We start from the raw sequence: 19,151 nt of genomic DNA on the forward strand, positions 1-19,151 counted from the left end.
TTTAAGGTCTATTGACGTATCATAAGCAAGTTCAACTAACAAAGGAAAGCCAATGCTTAACAAACTACTGCAACTGAGCCTACTTGCATCCAGCCTCTTAATGAGCACCTATACGCTGTCTTCTACTTGTGATGACTTTACTAACGTTGAATTAAGAAAATTGCGTTCTAAAGAAACCCTCAATTTATGCCAGTTTAAAGACAAACCATTGCTTATCGTAAATACAGCCAGCAATTGTGGTTTTACGGGCCAATTTGAGGATTTAGAAAAGCTCCATAAAAAGTATAAAGACCAAGGTTTGGTTGTGCTTGGTTTTCCTTCGGACGATTTTTTTCAAGAAGAAGACGATGAGCAAGATACTGCAAAAGTCTGCTTTGTAAACTACGGCGTGACGTTCAATATGTTTGCAACATCTGATGTACGAGGGGATAGTGCTAACCCTATTTTTAAACATCTTGGAAACCAAACAAGTTCACCAAAGTGGAACTTCTACAAGTACCTTGTCTCCGCCGATAGAAAATCAATTACTCGCTTTAACAGTCGCACTAAGCCTTTATCAGACGAAATGGTGAGTGCAGTTGAAAAAGCATTACAATGATATCGTGAGTTTTTAATACATCTGTATTAGAATAAATTCTGAATAAAAACTAATCACAAGCGAAATATGGAGAAGTTATGACAGTTGCAAGCGCAAGGCACATCTTAGTAGATAGTGAAGCGGAATGTTTAGACCTAAAGTCACGAATCGCTGCCGGTGAAGACTTTGCTGAACTAGCAAAACAATACTCTAGCTGCCCGTCAGGACAAGATGGTGGGGCTCTTGGTGAATTTGGCCCTGGCATGATGGTACCTGAATTTGATACTGTGGTATTCTCGGCACCACTGAACGATGTGCAAGGTCCTGTACAGACTCAATTTGGTTACCACTTGCTAGAAGTAACCAGTCGCACTGAATAAAGCTGTTGCACATTAGAGTAAGCCGCTAAATGCGGCTTTTTTTGTGAATATTTTAAAGGAACATTACCATGCAACTTTTTGGCTCAGACTCATCTCCCTATGCTCGACGTATTCGACTCTTTATTGCCTTACATAAGCTCGATATTGAATATATCCATCTCGATATTTTTTCTGTACAAGGTAGAGCTAAACTTATCGAACATAACCCAGCTAGAAAAATCCCATTTTTAGTGAATGGTGATATCCAGGTGAGCGATTCTAACGTCATTTTTCGTTATTTAACGACACAATATGCGCTGCCCACGCTTACCTGGTGGCAAGAGAATCAATTGACTAATATCAATGCATGTAATGATTCTCTCGTGGAAATTCTTATTTTTCAGCGCTCTGGGCTTGATACCAACAGTGATGTACTGTTCTTTAACTTACAGCGAGAGCGTATTCGCGAAGTATTAACTGACTTAAATGAACAATGTGTTAAAAATGAATTTTTAGACTGCCAGTACTTGCAGATCAGTTTATACTGCCTGCTAGACTGGATAATATTTAGAGATCTAACCGATCTAAATCCTTTTGCCGCCCTATTACACTTTCATAAGAATCAAAATGAGCGTGTTGGCGTACAAGAAAGCGATCCTCGCACATAAATAAACATATTTAATAAGGTATACACCATGAGCGACATTGAAATTGAATCAGAACTTGTCACCTTCGTTGAAAAAGTTCGCCTCGGCGCTCAAGTATGGGCACTTGGGGCTGACGATGGTGGTGTGGTTGTGTGTGAATCAAACCAATTTGAAACAACTGATGTGTTATTGGTTTGGGATAGCGCAGAGAAAGCACAAAACCAATGTAAAGATGAATGGCAAGGTTATACTCCAACCCCTATCGCACTTGATGAATTTCTAGATGAGTGGGTAGAAGACTTAAATGAAGACCAAGCACTACTAGGCCTAAATTGGAACGATGAGAATGTGTGTCTTGAGATTGAGCCTACCGGCTTAGCGCGTGCACTCACTGACTAGCGCAATAAGTGTTCCGTCAATAGCACGCACATAAGCTTGTGTGTGCTCATTCTTATTGCAAGGTGGCATTAAAGGCTCCGCGCCCGCATTCACTGCTTTATCATAACTCTCACTCACATTTTTACATCGCATGGCTAATTCAAACCCCAATGCAGGCTGCTTTGGCTGAGCTCGAATATAACTTTGCTTAAATTGCGCTTGCGCAAAAGGATGACTTGCAAACCCGAGCTTAACTTCTCCGGTATTCAATTCACCATAATCAGCCGACTCAGTTAACTCCGTCGCATTTAAGCCAAACGCCTGATAATAGAAATCAAGTACCTCTTCCACATTATCCACATAAATAACTGTTTTTAAATACTGCATGTTACTCGCTCAAAAAATGTAAACGCTTAAGAATTGCCACCACATTAACTAAAGCATACATTTTGAGCTGGGTAAAATACAATCATATCAAGCGTAAAGATATTCACATGGTGACAGAAGCGTAAATAAAAACGCAGACAGCACGCTTGCTTAGATAAATTAACGTATTTTCGCCGGTATAGATTAAAGGGCTGGATTCAGCTACCGACGGTTTGAAACACTGATTTCAACATTGCAATGGGGATGATACGAAAAAACAAAATACAATGGCGCTCTCGGAAGGGATCGAACCTTCAACTTAGCCTCCGGAGGGCCACGTGATATCCATTTCACCACGAGAGCAGCACAGTATTCTTTGATCGCGTTTATAATAATGCTATCGATAGCTAAATACTAGCGTTTGTGAGCTATATGCTTAATTTTTAATCTAAAAATCAAAAAAACACTATACATTGCACAAAAAACACGATATTTAACTATGCTTAGTTATACCTTCGTCGATGTAACATGCCTTTTATGTTCATCGAGCAATGTGCAATAAAGTCGTAACTCGATAACAACAACCGCATTGTGCTTAAAAAATATCAAGAGGATTATTATTATGACCCCGATGACCACTGAACAAGTTGCTGAATTTCTAGGCGTAAAAGTTGAGCGTGTAAAAAGACTTGCTAGAGAGAATTTACTTGTCGCAAAAGATAACGATGCTGATGGTCAGCCTATCTTTGATAAAACAGATGTTGAAAAATACAAAGAACTGGCGCAAAGGTTAGGCGGGATCTAATCTAGTAGACTCATTAGTTTATTCTCTAAGGGGCTTGCATGTGTGTGAGCTCCCTTGTTTTGGTACCAATTGATGCTTAGTAATAAATACGCAATTTGGTAAGCTTTTAATTTCGTACCCGCATATTCAGGCATATGGATATTACGCAACATGTAGTATTGCTGTAGCAATACCGCACACTCAATCTCACCTAAATCAAAACTACAACTCAATGCCGCTAAGTCAAAATAAATATCATTGTATTGTGCATATTCAAAATCAATTATCTTCGCGCCGGTGTCTGCATTAATTAAGTTGTCATATACCAAATCATTGTGACAAAATGCCAAATCTTCTGGCAGTAAATTAATGACTGATACAGCCCTATCACATTGCTCCTTTGCATACATAAGCTGACACATGTCTAGTTGCATAACTTGTTGCACTATATCCAGCTTCTCGTGATCCAAAAAGCCTTGGTACTCATGAAGTTTAACTAAACTCCTCACTATTTTTTCATCTAGATTTACAAATGGTTTTTTTTGAGTAAAGAATTCAAATATCGCAGTATGCACCTCTGTGCTATAAGCTATCACAGCTTGCGTAATTCCTTGTGCGGCTAGCGCATGTTGTGCGTCTAACAAAGGCTGTGATAAGCCACCTCTATAACACTTCATCAGCAATGCCCCTCGATCAGAACTGAACAAAAAGTTATCATTATTGAAGCCTTTATGCAGGCGAACAATGTTATCAATTCGTATACCAGGTAATAACGCCTCCAGTTGGGCTCTGAGATACTTATCAGTCATATTCTAATTGATGTAGTGACTTCCCTTCACGTTGCTCGTGCTCGTCATACCAGCGCTTATAGCCCCAGCAAACCATAATGGTATAAAACACAAATAACACTAACGTTGGGTAATAACCTTTCGCAAAATAAAGGTAAATCGACGCTGCATCGATCACAATCCAATAAAGGAAATTCTCAAGCACCTTTTTGGCCACCAAGTATGTTGTCACAACGGCGAAACACGTTGTAAAGCTATCTAAATATGCGAGTTCTGCATGGGTATACGTGTCTGTTAAATACCCTAGTAATATTGCTACACTTGCCGTTATAATAATAATTTTCACGTGCCGCTGAAGCGACCAAGACACAATTGGCACCACTGATTGTTCTGCGGTTTTCCGCCACATTCGCCAACCGACTACAGCCATGATCATATAATAAAAGTTCAGTGCAGACTCCATCAATAATGCGCCATTCCAATACATTACTGTATAGATAAACGTACTAATAAACGCGGCAGGCCAACACCAGCTACTCTCTTTGATGGCTAATTGCAAATAAGCCAAAGACAAAAAGACCGCAATATATTCCCAGTATGACATCGCAACAAAACCTGAAAATGCTTTACTTATAAATTCAATCATTGGCTGACAAATCACCCGAAATAAATTTACATACAAAGACTATTTTTCCGTATTCTATATATGAACGTTTCATTTCTCGTTGCAGGACTTGCATCACGTCATCGTAATCTCCGAAGACCTGCGTTGACATATTATTTGTTATCACCTTTAGTCCTGAATGTTGATTCAAGCGCTCAATAAAGTCTTTAATAAAAGGAATGTAATCGTTGTGAAGCGGGTACTTACTGATCTCAACTGACAATTTCATTGGTATTCTCTCTAGGGGCATAAACAAAGTTATTGTAGCTGTCGTAACCTTCTTTAGCGACCACTACTATGGGTGGTTTAAATTAACACCCGTCATAAATTGCGACTTTGGCGTGTAGTTTATCCAATCTTGTTGATATAAAATTTTACCGTCAGATCCAAATTGTAATTTGATCAAAAACCGCCATGGGCCCAATTCATTGCCTTGGTAACGAAAACGATTAAAATACCCACTCAAAATCACGTGTTTTGAATGCACATCTATAAGTTTGTCAGTTACCACCAAAACGGCTTTATTATCAAGTACTATTACTTTATTTGCTGTCCAATCAAAGAAATTTGCTATTGCTTTTCTATTGGATGCAGTATGACCATATACCATATCCTCAAATTTGGCATCCGTTGCATAAAAATCGATAAAGCGTACAAAATCAGTACGTTCTCCGTACACTTGAATATAATCGTCAACAATGACGGAAAGCGCCGAAGTGCTTGGTCGTGACGCACAAGCACTCAATAAACACATCATGACAAGACCGAAGTATGCTCTGAAATGATATGTCATTGGTATTTTCACCCTACACTGTTTAAATGTTCACGATACCTAATGGCTTCGCCGTTTTCCACGCTCCCCGAGTAAAATCAGGTACATCCACTGCATTACTTCGATCGGCTACCGATTTTGCTGATAATGGCGATATCACTGACCATGCAGCACCATCATAAACATCCTGGTCTAGTGGCTCGCCATTACGCAAACAGTAAATCATACGCCAAAACATCAGGAAATCCATACCACCATGGCCCCCATTACGCTGTGCTTCCTCACCCATTTTCAGCCACAAAGGATGATCATATTGCTCATACCACGATCCCATCTCGTGATCCCATGCATGATAACTCTTAGTGCCATTTTTTTCCAAAGCAATGCGATTAGGAAAACCAGCAAACACCCCATTCGTTCCCTGAATCAAATTATGACGAGAATAAGGTCGCGGTGTTGTTGTATCATGTTGCACCATAATGCTGCGCCCTTTAACTGTCTTGATCATCGTTGTATTCATATCTCCCGCAATATAATCCAACTGATTGCGCCGATGATCAGCAGAAAATTCACGTTGTGCATATGCGCGGCGCCCCAATGCTGGTGAGCTCATTGAAGTTAGATAATCAAAACGATCGCCACGGTTAATATTCATATACTGTGACACGGGACCTAACCCATGCGTTGGGTACAAATTCCCATCTCGTTTCGCATGCCATGCCGTACGCCATGATCCTGTTTTATGATCAATCTCTTTCATTTGCCAGCGCAACTCGTGAATATAGGCCGCTTCTGCATGCAAAAGTTCGCCAAATAGGCCTTGCCTAACCATATTCAAAACCATGAGTTCATCGCGACCGTAGTTGACATTTTCCATCATCATACAGTTTTTCTGCGTTCTCTCAGCTGTGTCGACTATTTGCCACATCTCTTCGACAGTCAATGCCAGAGGAACTTCAACAAATGCGTGTTTTCCGCTATTCATAGTATCTATGGCCATCGGTGCATGCCATGCCCAAGGTGTAGAAATGATCACTATATCTATATCATCACGTGCTAGCATCTGCTGATAGGCGTGCTCAGTTCCTGTGTATAACGACGGCTTTTCCAACCCTTTCTCCTCTAAATAATAAGAAGAACGTTCCAAAACCGCATCATGTGTGTCACAGATCGCAACAATTTTTGTGCCTTCAATATGGCTCATACGCTTCACATGGCCATAACCCCGCTGCCCAACACCAATAAAGCCAACTCGAACAATTGGCATTTTTGGTACAACGAGCCCCATCACTGACTGACCATGTGCTGGTGGTAATTCTGGTAAGGTATGATTTTTTTGCGCACACCCAGCCACCACACTTGCAGCGGCGGTTGCGCTCGCTGCTTTTAAAAAATCACGGCGGTTAAATTTTTTCATTATTATTATCCTTTGATATTACCACTACATTTGACCATATATTACGGGTAAGCTGATGCGACCAGCAAATCAGGTAAACATTAAAAAAAGCGCCGAAGCGCTTTTTTTAATTTTGAGTAATTATACTCTGTAATGTCAACTCTTTCGCGACCACATCTTGATAAAGCGTAAACTGATTTTGAGCCCGCTCTAAATTATGGTTTTCATGCTTCGTTGCAAAATAATTGTCGCCGTCTAGATAATCGGTTAAAAAACGAAGGCCTATCATAAATGGCATCACTTTAGCACCTAATAAAAAACTGTGTTTTTCCTGTTCAGTTATCAAGCTAGACAAAGGTGTTACATAACCCTTTACAATCGCTTCAAAAATATCTTCTCTTACCTTAACACGATTTAAATTTGTCGAATCTTCAGCTTCTGGAGAGCAAAAGGTGCGCACCATATCACCAAAATCAAACAACCAGTAACCTGGCATACAAGTATCTAAATCAATAACCGCTTTACCTGAATCATTTTGATTACAAAACAGCATATTGTTAATTTTAGTATCGTTATGACAAGGTCGCAGCGGAATAGCGCCAGAAAGTGCTTTTAGTTCATCGGCGAGGTCAAATTGGCTTTGGCAAAATACTATATCAGCTAAGCAGCTATGCGCTCGATTATGCTTGTCTTGTGCAAGCACTTCTTCAAACATCTCGATACGCTTTGCTAAATTATGAAAATCAGGGATCACATGATGCAGTTCACTCGCATTAAAGTCCTCTAAAGCTTGCGCAAATTGACCAAATGCATTCGCTGCTGTTTGTGCTTTAGAAGCACTATTGACCACATCTTCGCTATAACTGCCGCCAATAAACTCTAACGCACGCCATACATCACCATTATGTACAACCAAATAACCTTCATCGATAGTTGGTAAGTGTTTAATTATATTTAATTGGTACTCACCCTTCTCAGATTTAATCGATAAGTGCTGTTCTATTGCTCGAGCATTTTCAACAAGCTGCTCTGGTTTTGGAAAAACCTCGGTATTGAGCTTTTGCACGACTATCGCTCGCCGACCATCTTTTAATAACATTGTGGTATTGATATGACCGTTGCCAATCGGATTCATGACAGCTAGCTCACTGTTTAAACCAAACTGTTGCGATAAATATTGCGCTATCGCAGTATTATTCATGCGTACCTCATTAATTAACTGCGTTTCTGAAGCGGCTGAGATCCCCTCATCCTTGACGTAATTCATTTAATTTTCCTGCCACTGTGTCTAATTCTTCTTTAAATGTAATGCCATACCAATGATCCATGGCTGAATAAACCGTTACGTGAGCTTGATTCGAGGATATACAGGCTTGAATACAATCTGGCAGATAATACTCTTTTTTGACAACGTTGTCATGAATATCTAAAAACCGTGAAAACCCGTCCGCCAAATGCATCATGAGTATAGGTGTGATCCCCCAAAATGTCATGGAGGCAAGTGTACTTTTGCTAATCTCGGTAACCTGACCCGCACACTCACCAATAAGCTTACTACCTTGTTTACTGATGTTAAGACATTCAACCACGGATGAAAGTGAGCCTCGATCCAGCTTGCATAAACCACGATTAACTCCGCCCTGATTCGACAGCGTGAGTCCAATCGGATATCCCACCATAGCCATATGCTGCTCATCACCACATGTGCTAGCAAAATGCGCGACTAATTGATGGTATGCTTGTGGCCCATAATAATCATCCGCAGTTATTACAATGGCAGGCTTGGTAATATAGGCTCTGGCTGCTAACAAAGCATGGCCGGTACCCCAAGGCTTTTTCCGTTTATCGACTAATTCCAAGTACTGAGTAGGTACATCGGTAATGCACTGTTCAACTAAGTGGATTGTTAATGATTGCGGCAAGCGCGGGACAATATGCGCCTGTACAATAGGTTTAATTGCAGCATTGATCACTAATACAATTTCAGAGATCCCAGCATTATGCGCATCGATAATGCTGAGTTCCATGATAGATCGCCCTAAACCAGGAATTTCTGCAATCTGCTTGTTACCACCAAAACGACTGCCTAAACCTCCTGCAAGTACAACGAGTAGCGGTAAGTGCCCTTTTTTTCTTGTATTCCCAACAACCATATGTGACCACAAAATATAAACAGGCGAACAAGTTTACAGCGCTTTTAAAATAATAGAAAGTCATTGCAAAATTTGCGTTAATCAAACTTTTGGCTAAGATATTTCACTTCTAAGTATTCATCTAGTCCTTGTTTTGCACCTTCACGCCCTAATCCAGACTGCTTTATACCACCAAACGGTGTGGCTGAATTAGAGATCATCCCTTCATTAATACCTATCATGCCATACTCAAGCCTTCGTGACACTCGGTGGATCTGCGCAACATCTTGTGAGTAAAAATACGCCGCGAGCCCCTCCTCTACATTGTTCGCCAATGCCACACTTTGCTGTTCATCTACGAATGACATCACAGTTACAACCGGTCCAAAAATTTCCTGTCGCGCAATATCCATTTCTGGCAATACATCAGTCAAAATAATAGGTGACATAAATAAGCCGCCTAGTTCATCTCCTTTATAATGTAATTTCGCTCCTTGGCCAAGAGCTGCCTCAACCAGTGCCATGACTTTATTTTTCGCTTTTAAAGTAATTAAAGGGCCTAAATCTGTAGCTGGGTCCATCCCCTCACCTACCCGTAGCCTCTTCGTCGCCTCAGTTAACTCCTCTATAAAGGGCACCATACAACTTTGTTCAACTAACACCCGATTGGCTGCCACACATGCCTGTCCGTTATTGCGAAACTTCGCAGTCATTAAGCCAGACACAGCACTTTTAATATTTGCTGTTTTATATACAATAAAAGGCGCATTACCACCTAACTCCATGGATGTCCGTTTTACCGTTGCAGCAGATTGTGCCAATAAAATTCGCCCGATTGTGGTTGAGCCAGTAAAGGTTAACTTACGAACCGCTGTGTGCTGGCAGTATTTAGCGATAAGCGCTGCAGGTTCTTGCGTTAATAAAACCTGCAAAGCACCAGCTTCCATACCAGCCTGATTTGCGAGCTTAGCTAACGCTATCGCACTTAATGGCGTTTCTTCCGAAGGCTTTAATATAAAACTACACCCCGCGGCATACGCTGGCGCGACTTTACGGGTGATCATTGCTAACGGAAAGTTCCAAGGCGTTACGCCCAGTACCACGCCCACCGCTTCCTTTATCGTCATTAATTGGTGCTTACCATCCGGTGCTGGGATAACTTCACCGTAACTGCGCGTTGCTTCTTGTGCAAACCAATCCACAAAACTCGCCGCATAACGTACTTCACCTATGGCTTCATGCAAAGGTTTGCCTTGCTCAGATACCATTAACTCAGCCAAAGCTTGTTCATGCGACAAAATTAAAGCATACCATTTCTTCAAAACCTCAGCGCGCTGTATAGCTGACGTACACCGTAATTGCCTCAGTGCTTGCTGTGCACCGTGCAAAGCTAATTGACTGCCTTTCTCATCCACTGACGAGACCACTTTCACGACATTTTGATTCGCCGGATTTAATACGGTAAATATATTAGTCGTTTGATAAGATGTACCATTGATAAAAGAGTGTTCATGTTCAAGAAGCAATTGCATTCGGGTATTCCTTCAATCTACCTATGACCGTCAATATGTCATAGTTATAGTGCTACAAACAAAAAACCGCAGCTCATGGGCTACGGTTTTCATCATAATAAATGACAGAGACTAGGGGCTGTTGATCTTTGCTGTTCTATTTTTGTTCTCTTTGAGCGTGCTTTTATCGCGGCGCTTAATGTGTGGCTTAGTGATCTAAGCGAATATTAAGCAACAAAGAGAAAAGGGCGCTCAAAAGAACCAGTAGGCAGCGCTTGATTGGCTTTTCTACTATGTTATCGGCTGACTCACATGGAATAACCATGCTACGCAGCCTCTGCCTTGTATAAAAGCCAATCAAACTGCTGCAAAAATGAACCTAAAAGATCAACAGCCCCTAACTATTAATGATCTTCATTTACGATGTTTAAATTATACTTGGGAATTTCAACCACCAGATCTTCATCCGTGATAATAGCCTGACACCCTAAGCGAGATTCGGGCTCTAATCCCCATGCTTTATCCAGCATGTCATCTTCTAATTCGTCACTTTCATCTAATGAGTCAAACCCTTCACGTACCACAATGTGGCAAGTGGTACATGCACACGATTTCTCACATGCATGGGGAATGCTAATGCCATTTTTCAATGCCACGTTTAATACAGTTTCCCCTTTAGGTGCTTCAATAGCCGCGCCTTCAGGACATAATTCTTCATGGGGTAAAAAGATGATTTGTGGCATATTACACCTCGTCTACAGACTGCCCTTGCAGTGCTTGTTTAATTGATACATCCATACGACGTGATGCAAATTCGCTACTTGCGGCATCAACATGTTCAATGGCACTCTTAATTTGATCCGGTGACGTTGCTTGCTCACGCATGCTTGTCAACTTCGTCATCGCTTCACGTAAATCAGCAAGTTCTTGCTCATTTAATAAATTATTGTCTGTTAGCAAAGAGGCTTCCAAAGCTTCAAGTACTCTGAGCGCTTCTACTTGCTGCTCTTTTAGCATACGCGCTTGCATATCTTCTTTGGCGTTACTCATTGAGTCTTTGAGCATTTGAGCAACTTGATCATCAGATAAACCAAACGAAGGTTTAACTTGGATGTCAGCTTGGACACCAGTTGATTTTTCTGTGGCTGAGACGCTCAGTAAGCCATCCGCATCCACTTTAAAAGTAACACGAATGTGAGCTGCACCCGCAGCCATTGGCGGTATGCCTTTTAAGCTGAATTTAGCCAAAGAGCGGCAATCATCAACTAATTCTCGCTCACCTTGGAGTACATGCAGAGACATCGCCGTTTGACCATCTTTAAAGGTGGTGAACTCTTGCGCTCTCGCGACTGGAATTGTGGTATTTCGCGGGATTATCTTCTCAACTAAGCCACCCATCGTTTCTAGACCAAGCGACAAGGGTAATACATCCAATAGCAACATATCTGAGTCAGGCTTGTTACCGACTAAAATATCAGCTTGAATAGCCGCGCCTAATGCAACCACCCTATCTGGATCGATAGAGGTCAATGGCTGTTTTGCAAAAAAGCTTTCCACGTTTTCACGAATAACCGGCATCCGTGTCGAGCCACCCACCATGACAACCTGCAGTACTTCTTCGTTAGTCACACCGGCGTCTTTAACAGCACGACGACAAGCACGTAAGGTTTTCTTCACCAACGGCATTACTAATTCTGCAAATTCGCCTTGTGTCACTGCTACGGTGTGAGTTTGCTGTCTAATATCTAATTTAACGTTAACCGTTTTATAACCACTAAGCGCTTCTTTGCATGCTTTGGCTTTGTTCATAAATAAGCGTAATTCGTGCGCGTCTAAATCATCAATACCCACTTTTGATTTAAACAATGACACCAGCATAGAGTCAAAATCATCGCCACCTAAACTAGAATCACCGCCTGTTGCCAAGACTTCAAAAACGCCTTGGTTTAAGCGCAAAATAGAAATATCAAACGTTCCGCCGCCTAAATCATAAACCGCAATAACGCCTTCTTGGCCTGAATCTAAGCCATAAGCCACTGCAGCTGCCGTAGGTTCATTTAGTAGCCTTAATACACTGAGCCCAGCAAGTTCAGCTGCATCTTTGGTACTTTGACGTTGTGCATCATCAAAATAGGCCGGCACCGTGATCACTGCGCCCAGAATATCTTGACCAGCAAAACTTTCAACTGCACGTTGATTCAATGTTTTGAGTATTTCTGCTGATGCTTGAACTGGGTTAACTGCACCGGCGACAGTATTAATCGCAACGTTACCGCTTTGCTCAATAAACTCATAAGGCAACTGACCGTAACTTTGCTCGATTTCTGCTAACGTTTTACCTAAAAAACGCTTCACTGAAATTAAGGTATTAGTTGGGTCTTCAACAGATGCCTGCTGAGCTTGCTGACCAACAACGATCTGCTGCTGGTGATACCTAACCACAGAAGGTAACATAGCTGCACCAGATACATCAGTCAGCGTTTTAGCTTCACCGCTTTGTACCGTAGCAACTAATGAGTTAGTAGTTCCTAAATCTATACCAATCGCGAGTTTATGTTCATGTGGTGCCGCGCTCTGCCCCGGCTCAGCAATTTGCAATAAGGCCATTATGCTCTTCACTTTGCAGCTCACCTTCGAAAAGGTCAGCCTGTAAAATTAATCAAATAAACTGTCTTCAATACGTGCGAGTTCGTCACGTAATTTAAATACAAACTTAAGTTTACGAATGTTGTCAGCAGCTTCCTGCAATGCACTTTCATTGGCGTCATCGGCTAATTGCGTAAATAGCTGCGCACTATATTGTTTATCTAATGCGTCAATTTCAACTTCGAAGTCTTCAATGGCTTGTTCAACATCACTGCTATCAGGTAACTCTGAGAGCATTTCACGTAATTCCATTTGCTGCATTAAAAAGAGCGGGTCTTGCAATGTTTGTTGTTCCGCTCGAATATCAACGCCACGCTCGCTAAGCATATATTCAGCACGCTTCAGAGGGTGTTTTAACACAGCCAATGCATCGTTAATTTCAGCTGTTTTTTGCACTGCAAGTAGCTTTTCACGTTCGCTCTTTCCGGCAAATTTGTCAGGATGTATAACACGCTGTAAATCTAAATACTGTTTATTAATTTTAACTAAATCAACATCGTAGGCTACTGGAATATCGAACAACTCAAAGTAACGCATATCACTTATTCACTTATAAAAGGCTTTGCTAAAATACAATAAAGCCCCACCAAAGTAGGGCTCTATACCCAAAAATATTTCTTCAGGTATGTTACATCCGTAAAACGAATAAGTTAAACGGTAAAGCTTTCTCCACAACCACATTCATCTTTCTGGTTAGGGTTAACGAATTTAAACCCTTCATTTAACCCTTCCTTTGTGTAGTCTAGTTCTGTGCCATCAATATATACTAAGCTCTTAGCATCAATAATGACCTTCACATCTTGGTGTTCGAAAACTTCATCACCTTCACTTAACTCATCAACAAATTCGAGTACATAAGCAAGACCTGAACAGCCCGTGGTTTTTATGCCAACACGCAAACCTAGCCCTTTGCCACGATTATCTAAAAAGGTTCTAACTCGATCTGCTGCCGCGTCTGTTAATGTCACTGCCATAACTATTTACTCTTACTTTGCTTGTTTACTTTTGTAATCAGCAATTGCTGCTTGAATTGCATCTTCTGCTAGGATTGAACAGTGAATTTTCACTGGTGGTAATTCTAGCTCAGCAGTGATATCGGTATTTTTAATTTCAGCAGCTTCATCTAGCGATTTACCTTTAACCCATTCAGTCACCAATGATGAAGACGCAATGGCGCTACCACAGCCATACGTTTTGAACTTAGCATCTTCAATAATACCGCCATCAGATACTTTGATTTGCAATTTCATTACGTCACCACATGCTGGTGCACCAACCATACCAGTTGCAACATTTGGATCATTTTTGTCTAAAGAACCTACGTTACGTGGGTTCTCTACGTGGTCAATTACTTTATCACTATACGCCATAATACTTTCCTCACTATATGCTCATAGCACTAAGCTACAAACAAAAATTGCTTAATGCTTAATGGTGTGCCCATTCAACGCTGTCTAGGTCTATGCCCTCTTGATGCATTTCCCAAAGCGGTGACATTTCACGTAAGCGGCCAATCGACTCTTTCATTAGCTTGACGGTATAGTCGATTTCTTCTTCTGTTGTGAAGCGGCCAATACTGAAACGAATTGAACTATGTGCAAGTTCATCGTTACGACCTAATGCTCTTAATACATATGAAGGCTCAAGGCTCGCTGAAGTACAGGCTGATCCTGATGATACCGCAATATCTTTAACGGCCATTAACAAAGACTCACCTTCAACAAAGTTAAAACTGATGTTTACGATACCTGGTACCGACTGTTCAATACAGCCATTGAAGTAAACTTCATCCATGCCATCTTCACCCATCACACCATCAATCAAACGCTGACGAAGCGCACTGATGTGTGCGTGATCTTTTTCGAAATCTTGTTTTGCAATACGAAATGCTGTGCCCATTCCAACTAACTGGTGTGTTGCCAAAGTACCAGAGCGCATACCGCGTTCATGACCACCACCATGCATTTGTGCTTCAAGACGAGCACGTGGTTTACGGCGAACATATAGTGCACCAACACCTTTAGGCCCGTATGCTTTGTGACCAGAGAAAGACATAAAATCAACTTTCAACTCTTTCAGGTCAATTTTAACTTTACCTGCACTTTGTGCGCCATCAACATGAAACATAATCTTGCGTTCACGGCACATATCACCAATAGTGGCAATGTCTTGAATAACACCTAGCTCGTTATTTACATGCATTACGCTCACTAAAATAGTGTCTTCGCGCATTGTCGCTTCTAACTTTTTAAGGTCAAGCAAGCCATTTTCTTCAACTTCCATATAGGTTACTTCAAACCCTTGTCGCTCAAGCTCACGACATGTATCAATAACCGCTTTATGCTCGGTTTTTACCGTGATGACATGCTTACCTTTTTTCTGATAAAAGTTAGCCGCACCTTTAATTGCAAGGTTGTTTGACTCTGTAGCGCCAGAAGTGAATACAATTTCACGCGGATCCGCGTTAATTAAATCAGCGATATCATTACGCGCTTGGTCAACAAGTTCTTCTGCCTGCCACCCAAAACGGTGCGAGCGAGATGCTGGGTTGCCAAAATTCCCTTCCATTGTCAGGCATTGCATCATTTCATCGGCAACACGCTGATCAACCGGAGTGGTTGCTGCATAATCTAAATAAATCGGTAACTTCATTTGTTTCTCCGCTTGACGCCAACCTTAAAGTTGACAGCTCACTTGAATATTGTCTAATTGCTTCATCGCACTATTGACGCTGTTATCCTGACGTAATGCAACAGATTGCACCTCAGAATTCGCGACTAATTCGGCAAGGGAAATGTTTTTTAAAAAATCTTCGATACGCTGGCTTAAATCAGACCACAGTGTGTGCGTTAAACATCGCATCCCACTTTGGCAACCGCCCCCTTCTCCGTGACAACGTGTCGCGTCGACTGACTCATCGACCGCATTTATCACATCCCCTACAGAGATTGCTTGCGCATCACGACCAAGTAAATAGCCGCCGCCCGGACCTCGTACTGAGCTCACTAACCCATGTTTACGTAATCGAGCAAATAATTGTTCTAGGTAAGATAAAGATATTTCCTGACGACCAGAAATATCAGCAAGAGGGACTGGACCAGCTTTAGTATGCAACGCAACGTCTAACATTGCTGTTACCGCATATCTGCCTTTCGATGTTAATTTCATAAAGCCCCCGAGCTTGATTACCAAAGCGCAAATTTTAATTACCTGACTAAGATAGTCAAGTATTACTCACTTGTAATACCAGTCTAATCACAGGTATTGCCCAAATACCCGACCAAAGTACTCAAGTATTATCACATTGTAATTACCCGAGTAATTTAGTCAAGTATTATCTTGTGCAAATCGTGTTCGACTGAACAGCCTACTCACAATGGTTATTTTTGTGTCGATTTATTTATCGAGGTTAAAATACCACGCAAAATATTAAGCTCTTGATCTTCAGGACGTGCACGATTAAATAAACGCTTCAATTTAGTCATAACCATACCTGGGTGCTGCTTTACAATAAAATTAGTTTCATTGAGCGTACTTTCTAAATGCTCATAAAATAGTTCCATTTGCTTTGCGCTCGGATAAACTACGTCGTCCTCTTCAACTACCGCATCTTGGGTGGCAAGAAATGCCATACGTGTTTCATATGTTAACGTTTGTACTGCCATAGCTAAGTTTAAAGAGCTGTACTCTGGGTTTGCTGGAATACACACATGGAAGTTACATAGCTGTAGCTCTTCATTTGTTAAGCCACTATTCTCTCGACCAAAAACCAAGGCTACAGGGCCTGTATTTGACTCTTGAACTAATTTCTCGGCGCATTCACGAGGGTTTACCATTGGCCATGACAGTGTCCGCGAACGTGCACTGGTACCAATCGTTAATGCACAACCATCAATGGCTTCTGATAACGTACTGACGGTTTTCGCAGCACCAAGCACATCAGTTGCCCCCGCAGCTAAAGCACTCGCATGACTATCAACTTCACAAGCAGGGTCTACCAAATAGAGTTTGGATAATCCCATTGTTTTCATCGCCCGTGCGACTGAGCCAATATTGCCTGAGTGAGATGTATTTACTAATACAATGCGAATGTCTTCTAATGCCATGTTAATAAGCCCTGAGAAAAATAATGCGGGAGTTTATCACAGCTTGTGAACAGCTCCATAGTAAAACCCGCAGTAAAAAAATTAGTTCCACAAGATCATGGGCGTACAAAAAACCATCAATTTAATTTCACAATTATTGTTTACTTTGTATCAAAAGTCGCTAAAATACGCCGGCTTGAAATAATACTGTTCTTTTACAACCCAAAGGTAATGCTATGCATCCAATGTTAAACATTGCGGTACGCGCTGCGCGTAATGCAGGTAAAGTGATCTTACGTGCATGTGAAGATTTATCAAAAGTCGAAGCCCAACAAAAAGGCAGCAATGACTTTGTAACTAACATCGACAAAGACGCTGAAGCGATCATCCGCGATACGATTTTAAAAGCCTTCCCTGATCACTCTTTAGTGGGTGAAGAATTAGGTGTAATTACAGGTTCTGATGCAGATTACCAATGGGTTATCGATCCACTTGATGGCACAACTAACTTCATCAAGGGTATTCCTCACTTTGCAGTCTCAATTGCATTAAAAGTAAAAGGTCGCGTAGACCAAGCTGTTATCTACGATCCTATTCGTAGTGAATTATTCACAGCATCACGTGGACAAGGCGCACAATTAAACAATACCCGCATCCGCGTTACTAAAAGTAACGAAATTGCAGGTTCTGTATTAGCCACTGGCTTCCCATTCAGACAAAAACATCACCTAGACGCATACACAGAAGCGTTCAAAACATTGTTTATTCATACAGCTGACATTCGTCGTGCAGGTTCACCTGCATTAGATATGGCTTATGTTGCTGCAGGTCGTGTTGATGGTTTCTTTGAACTAGGCTTAAAGCCGTGGAACACCGCAGCAGGTGAACTACTCGTTAAAGAAGCGGGAGGTATGGTAATGGACTTCGCTGGTGGTGCAGGTTATAACCAAAGTGGTAACGTTATTTGTGGCTCACCTAAGCTTTGCCAACTAGTGGTTAAAGAAATTCGTCCAGTACTGACAGAATCACTACTGTGCTAATGAAATAGATATTCAAAAAAGGAGGCAATTGCCTCCTTTTTTATTGTCTTTAATATGGCACGTTTAATTATTTTCAAAGTACGGGTTTCTCAACGTTATTACTCGTGCATCTTGCATTGGTAATGCGTTAAATTTAGCGGCAAAATACTGCTCAAATAGCATGTCAAATTCACCATTTTGTTGCATCAACGCCAATCCTTTTTTCAAGGCGTCAGCAACCTCAGGTTTCTTTTTACTTACAAAAAAATAAAATGCACTCGGGTAATACAAATATAAATTGGGCAATATAACGAGGTCATCACTCTGTCGCTCAGCAAGCTCAGATCCTACTTCAATAAAAGAGCGTGGAAAATAATCAACTTTACCACGCGCTACCATAGCAAACATAGCTTGGTATTTAGACATAGGCCGTACTGGTAAATCATTAAATGCCAGTATTTTCGTATCAGGCCAGTCATGCCCTTGAACAGCGGTCAATTTTGCTAACTGAGCCTTTGTTTGTATTTTTTCAAAGCGTGACAAATGCGCACGGTTCACCAATAGCGCTCGTTTACCAATAAAACCTTTAAATAACGGGACCTGTATAGCAATCGCCAGTTGCTCTCGTTCAGGACTGGTCATACTCCAATGTAAATCCACCTCTCCTCGGCTTAAAGCAAGTAAAGTTCGCTGTTGATGCGGGTGAACTTGAATATGCTCTACTTTCGTGTCAAATTGCGCTGCAATTAATGCTCTATCAAGTAACTCATACAAATATAAATCGCGGTCATAAAGCACGCGCTGCTCTTTCGCTACATATAAAGTCGACACCGCATAAGATGTATTAGCCCAACTACACAATAGGCAAAGCCATATGAATCTCCCCATATGCTCGCTCCAAAATTGTTTTCATTTAAGCTACACGTTAGGTCACATTTACTCAAGGCTTATCGACTGCATTGAATAAAAAATCGAATTTACCTACTAAAGTATATATCAACTGTCATCATGCATTCTAAGGACGACA

At 41.3% G+C, this 19,151-nt stretch carries 24 protein-coding genes and 1 tRNA gene; 6 read left to right on the forward strand and 19 right to left on the reverse strand.

Translation table 11 applies throughout. The annotated features are described in order from the left end of the window. Positions 1-52: 52 nt before the first annotated feature. The 4 genes from J8M01_RS01270 (at position 53) to J8M01_RS01285 (ending at position 1,982) form a co-directional block, all read left to right on the forward strand. A complete protein-coding gene (locus J8M01_RS01270) occupies positions 53-598 on the forward strand; it encodes a glutathione peroxidase (protein WP_211047470.1) in 546 nt (181 codons plus the stop codon). A gap of 77 nt (positions 599-675) precedes the next feature. Next, a complete protein-coding gene (locus J8M01_RS01275) occupies positions 676-957 on the forward strand; it encodes a peptidylprolyl isomerase (RefSeq protein ID WP_010362781.1) in 282 nt (93 codons plus the stop codon). 68 nt (positions 958-1,025) lie between these two features. Continuing rightward, a complete protein-coding gene (locus tag J8M01_RS01280) occupies positions 1,026-1,604 on the forward strand; it encodes a glutathione S-transferase family protein (RefSeq protein WP_211056757.1) in 579 nt (192 codons plus the stop codon). Between the two features lie 27 nt (positions 1,605-1,631). Further along, entirely contained in the window at positions 1,632-1,982 is a 351-nt protein-coding gene (locus J8M01_RS01285) for a DUF2750 domain-containing protein (protein ID WP_210995708.1), read from the forward strand. On the opposite strand, the gene J8M01_RS01290 is transcribed toward J8M01_RS01285, so the two are convergent. Next, on the reverse strand, positions 1,959-2,348 hold the full coding sequence (locus J8M01_RS01290) for a VOC family protein (RefSeq protein ID WP_192508824.1): 390 nt from the start codon (positions 2,346-2,348) through the stop codon (positions 1,959-1,961). The genes J8M01_RS01285 and J8M01_RS01290 overlap by 24 nt on opposite strands. Positions 2,349-2,615: 267 nt before the next feature. Beyond that, positions 2,616-2,690 (reverse strand) — tRNA-Arg (locus J8M01_RS01295). A 259-nt stretch (positions 2,691-2,949) separates the two neighbouring features. On the opposite strand from J8M01_RS01295, the gene J8M01_RS01300 reads away from it, so the two are divergent. Continuing rightward, on the forward strand, positions 2,950-3,132 hold the full coding sequence (locus J8M01_RS01300) for a helix-turn-helix domain-containing protein (RefSeq protein WP_192508825.1): 183 nt from the start codon (positions 2,950-2,952) through the stop codon (positions 3,130-3,132). On the opposite strand, the gene J8M01_RS01305 is transcribed toward J8M01_RS01300, so the two are convergent. The 16 genes from J8M01_RS01305 to trmJ form a co-directional block, all read right to left on the reverse strand. Beyond that, positions 3,129-3,920, reverse strand: a complete 792-nt coding sequence (locus tag J8M01_RS01305) for a phosphotransferase (protein WP_211047467.1) — start codon at positions 3,918-3,920, stop codon at positions 3,129-3,131. The two genes, J8M01_RS01300 and J8M01_RS01305, sit on opposite strands and share 4 nt — an antisense overlap. After that, a complete protein-coding gene (gene pnuC, locus J8M01_RS01310; RefSeq protein WP_211047537.1) occupies positions 3,913-4,542 on the reverse strand; it encodes a nicotinamide riboside transporter PnuC in 630 nt (209 codons plus the stop codon). Before pnuC ends, J8M01_RS01305 begins: the two co-directional genes overlap by 8 nt. After that, positions 4,538-4,792: a YkoF family thiamine/hydroxymethylpyrimidine-binding protein gene (locus tag J8M01_RS01315; RefSeq protein WP_192508827.1), complete on the reverse strand. Its 255-nt coding sequence runs from the start codon at positions 4,790-4,792 to the stop codon at positions 4,538-4,540. Before J8M01_RS01315 ends, pnuC begins: the two co-directional genes overlap by 5 nt. A 66-nt stretch (positions 4,793-4,858) precedes the next feature. Then, a complete protein-coding gene (locus J8M01_RS01320) occupies positions 4,859-5,356 on the reverse strand; it encodes a nuclear transport factor 2 family protein (protein WP_211056758.1) in 498 nt (165 codons plus the stop codon). A 22-nt stretch (positions 5,357-5,378) separates the two neighbouring features. Then, positions 5,379-6,752, reverse strand: a complete 1,374-nt coding sequence (locus tag J8M01_RS01325) for a Gfo/Idh/MocA family oxidoreductase (RefSeq protein WP_211056759.1) — start codon at positions 6,750-6,752, stop codon at positions 5,379-5,381. 106 nt (positions 6,753-6,858) lie between these two features. After that, positions 6,859-7,932: an aminoglycoside phosphotransferase family protein gene (locus J8M01_RS01330; RefSeq protein WP_210995801.1), complete on the reverse strand. Its 1,074-nt coding sequence runs from the start codon at positions 7,930-7,932 to the stop codon at positions 6,859-6,861. A 46-nt stretch (positions 7,933-7,978) separates the two neighbouring features. Next, positions 7,979-8,884, reverse strand: a complete 906-nt coding sequence (locus J8M01_RS01335) for an NTP transferase domain-containing protein (RefSeq protein ID WP_210995712.1) — start codon at positions 8,882-8,884, stop codon at positions 7,979-7,981. Between the two features lie 77 nt (positions 8,885-8,961). Further along, positions 8,962-10,395, reverse strand: a complete 1,434-nt coding sequence (locus J8M01_RS01340; RefSeq protein ID WP_211056760.1) for an NAD-dependent succinate-semialdehyde dehydrogenase — start codon at positions 10,393-10,395, stop codon at positions 8,962-8,964. 383 nt (positions 10,396-10,778) lie between these two features. Further along, on the reverse strand, positions 10,779-11,117 hold the full coding sequence (fdx, locus tag J8M01_RS01345) for an ISC system 2Fe-2S type ferredoxin (RefSeq protein WP_010362769.1): 339 nt from the start codon (positions 11,115-11,117) through the stop codon (positions 10,779-10,781). Position 11,118: 1 nt separating this feature from the next. Beyond that, entirely contained in the window at positions 11,119-12,981 is a 1,863-nt protein-coding gene (gene hscA / locus J8M01_RS01350; RefSeq protein WP_211056761.1) for a Fe-S protein assembly chaperone HscA, read from the reverse strand. Between the two features lie 48 nt (positions 12,982-13,029). Further along, positions 13,030-13,557 carry a co-chaperone HscB gene (hscB, locus tag J8M01_RS01355; protein ID WP_211056762.1) on the reverse strand — a complete coding sequence of 176 codons (528 nt, stop codon included), beginning with the start codon at positions 13,555-13,557 and terminating at the stop codon, positions 13,030-13,032. A 113-nt stretch (positions 13,558-13,670) separates the two neighbouring features. Next, the gene (gene iscA / locus J8M01_RS01360; protein WP_119861623.1) at positions 13,671-13,994 is read right to left on the reverse strand and encodes an iron-sulfur cluster assembly protein IscA; all 324 of its coding nucleotides are present in this window, start codon (positions 13,992-13,994) and stop codon (positions 13,671-13,673) included. Positions 13,995-14,006: 12 nt separating this feature from the next. Next, positions 14,007-14,390, reverse strand: coding sequence for a Fe-S cluster assembly scaffold IscU (gene iscU, locus J8M01_RS01365; protein WP_010362765.1), 384 nt, complete (start codon positions 14,388-14,390; stop codon positions 14,007-14,009). A gap of 58 nt (positions 14,391-14,448) precedes the next feature. Next, positions 14,449-15,672, reverse strand: a complete 1,224-nt coding sequence (locus J8M01_RS01370) for an IscS subfamily cysteine desulfurase (RefSeq protein WP_210995716.1) — start codon at positions 15,670-15,672, stop codon at positions 14,449-14,451. A gap of 24 nt (positions 15,673-15,696) precedes the next feature. Continuing rightward, positions 15,697-16,188 (reverse strand): Fe-S cluster assembly transcriptional regulator IscR, encoded by a 492-nt coding sequence (gene iscR / locus J8M01_RS01375; RefSeq protein ID WP_010362763.1) that lies wholly within the window; start codon positions 16,186-16,188, stop codon positions 15,697-15,699. 212 nt (positions 16,189-16,400) lie between these two features. Further along, positions 16,401-17,126 carry a tRNA (cytosine(32)/uridine(32)-2'-O)-methyltransferase TrmJ gene (trmJ, locus tag J8M01_RS01380; RefSeq protein WP_210995717.1) on the reverse strand — a complete coding sequence of 242 codons (726 nt, stop codon included), beginning with the start codon at positions 17,124-17,126 and terminating at the stop codon, positions 16,401-16,403. Positions 17,127-17,341: 215 nt separating this feature from the next. Here trmJ and suhB point away from each other — a divergent pair, with 215 nt between their 5' ends. Further along, on the forward strand, positions 17,342-18,145 hold the full coding sequence (suhB, locus tag J8M01_RS01385; RefSeq protein WP_210995718.1) for an inositol-1-monophosphatase: 804 nt from the start codon (positions 17,342-17,344) through the stop codon (positions 18,143-18,145). 63 nt (positions 18,146-18,208) lie between these two features. Here the strand turns inward: suhB and J8M01_RS01390 are convergent, their stop codons facing one another. After that, the gene (locus J8M01_RS01390) at positions 18,209-19,012 is read right to left on the reverse strand and encodes a transporter substrate-binding domain-containing protein (protein WP_211056763.1); all 804 of its coding nucleotides are present in this window, start codon (positions 19,010-19,012) and stop codon (positions 18,209-18,211) included. Positions 19,013-19,151 lie beyond the last annotated feature (139 nt).

The organism is Pseudoalteromonas sp. MMG005 (genome assembly GCF_018101015.1).
GTDB lineage: Bacteria > Pseudomonadota > Gammaproteobacteria > Enterobacterales > Alteromonadaceae > Pseudoalteromonas > Pseudoalteromonas aurantia.

Coding starts and splice junctions, on each gene's coding strand:
- J8M01_RS01270 (WP_211047470.1), top strand. CDS start 53: ATGCTTAACAAACTACTGCAACTGAGCCTACTTGCATCCAGCCTCTTA.
- J8M01_RS01275 (WP_010362781.1), top strand. CDS start 676: ATGACAGTTGCAAGCGCAAGGCACATCTTAGTAGATAGTGAAGCGGAA.
- J8M01_RS01280 (WP_211056757.1), top strand. CDS start 1,026: ATGCAACTTTTTGGCTCAGACTCATCTCCCTATGCTCGACGTATTCGA.
- J8M01_RS01285 (WP_210995708.1), top strand. CDS start 1,632: ATGAGCGACATTGAAATTGAATCAGAACTTGTCACCTTCGTTGAAAAA.
- J8M01_RS01290 (WP_192508824.1), bottom strand. CDS start 2,348: ATGCAGTATTTAAAAACAGTTATTTATGTGGATAATGTGGAAGAGGTA.
- J8M01_RS01300 (WP_192508825.1), top strand. CDS start 2,950: ATGACCCCGATGACCACTGAACAAGTTGCTGAATTTCTAGGCGTAAAA.
- J8M01_RS01305 (WP_211047467.1), bottom strand. CDS start 3,920: ATGACTGATAAGTATCTCAGAGCCCAACTGGAGGCGTTATTACCTGGT.
- J8M01_RS01315 (WP_192508827.1), bottom strand. CDS start 4,792: ATGAAATTGTCAGTTGAGATCAGTAAGTACCCGCTTCACAACGATTAC.
- J8M01_RS01320 (WP_211056758.1), bottom strand. CDS start 5,356: ATGACATATCATTTCAGAGCATACTTCGGTCTTGTCATGATGTGTTTA.
- J8M01_RS01325 (WP_211056759.1), bottom strand. CDS start 6,752: ATGAAAAAATTTAACCGCCGTGATTTTTTAAAAGCAGCGAGCGCAACC.
- J8M01_RS01330 (WP_210995801.1), bottom strand. CDS start 7,932: ATGAATAATACTGCGATAGCGCAATATTTATCGCAACAGTTTGGTTTA.
- J8M01_RS01335 (WP_210995712.1), bottom strand. CDS start 8,884: ATGGTTGTTGGGAATACAAGAAAAAAAGGGCACTTACCGCTACTCGTT.
- J8M01_RS01340 (WP_211056760.1), bottom strand. CDS start 10,395: ATGCAATTGCTTCTTGAACATGAACACTCTTTTATCAATGGTACATCT.
- fdx (WP_010362769.1), bottom strand. CDS start 11,117: ATGCCACAAATCATCTTTTTACCCCATGAAGAATTATGTCCTGAAGGC.
- hscA (WP_211056761.1), bottom strand. CDS start 12,981: ATGGCCTTATTGCAAATTGCTGAGCCGGGGCAGAGCGCGGCACCACAT.
- hscB (WP_211056762.1), bottom strand. CDS start 13,557: ATGCGTTACTTTGAGTTGTTCGATATTCCAGTAGCCTACGATGTTGAT.
- iscA (WP_119861623.1), bottom strand. CDS start 13,994: ATGGCAGTGACATTAACAGACGCGGCAGCAGATCGAGTTAGAACCTTT.
- iscU (WP_010362765.1), bottom strand. CDS start 14,390: ATGGCGTATAGTGATAAAGTAATTGACCACGTAGAGAACCCACGTAAC.
- J8M01_RS01370 (WP_210995716.1), bottom strand. CDS start 15,672: ATGAAGTTACCGATTTATTTAGATTATGCAGCAACCACTCCGGTTGAT.
- iscR (WP_010362763.1), bottom strand. CDS start 16,188: ATGAAATTAACATCGAAAGGCAGATATGCGGTAACAGCAATGTTAGAC.
- trmJ (WP_210995717.1), bottom strand. CDS start 17,126: ATGGCATTAGAAGACATTCGCATTGTATTAGTAAATACATCTCACTCA.
- suhB (WP_210995718.1), top strand. CDS start 17,342: ATGCATCCAATGTTAAACATTGCGGTACGCGCTGCGCGTAATGCAGGT.
- J8M01_RS01390 (WP_211056763.1), bottom strand. CDS start 19,012: ATGGGGAGATTCATATGGCTTTGCCTATTGTGTAGTTGGGCTAATACA.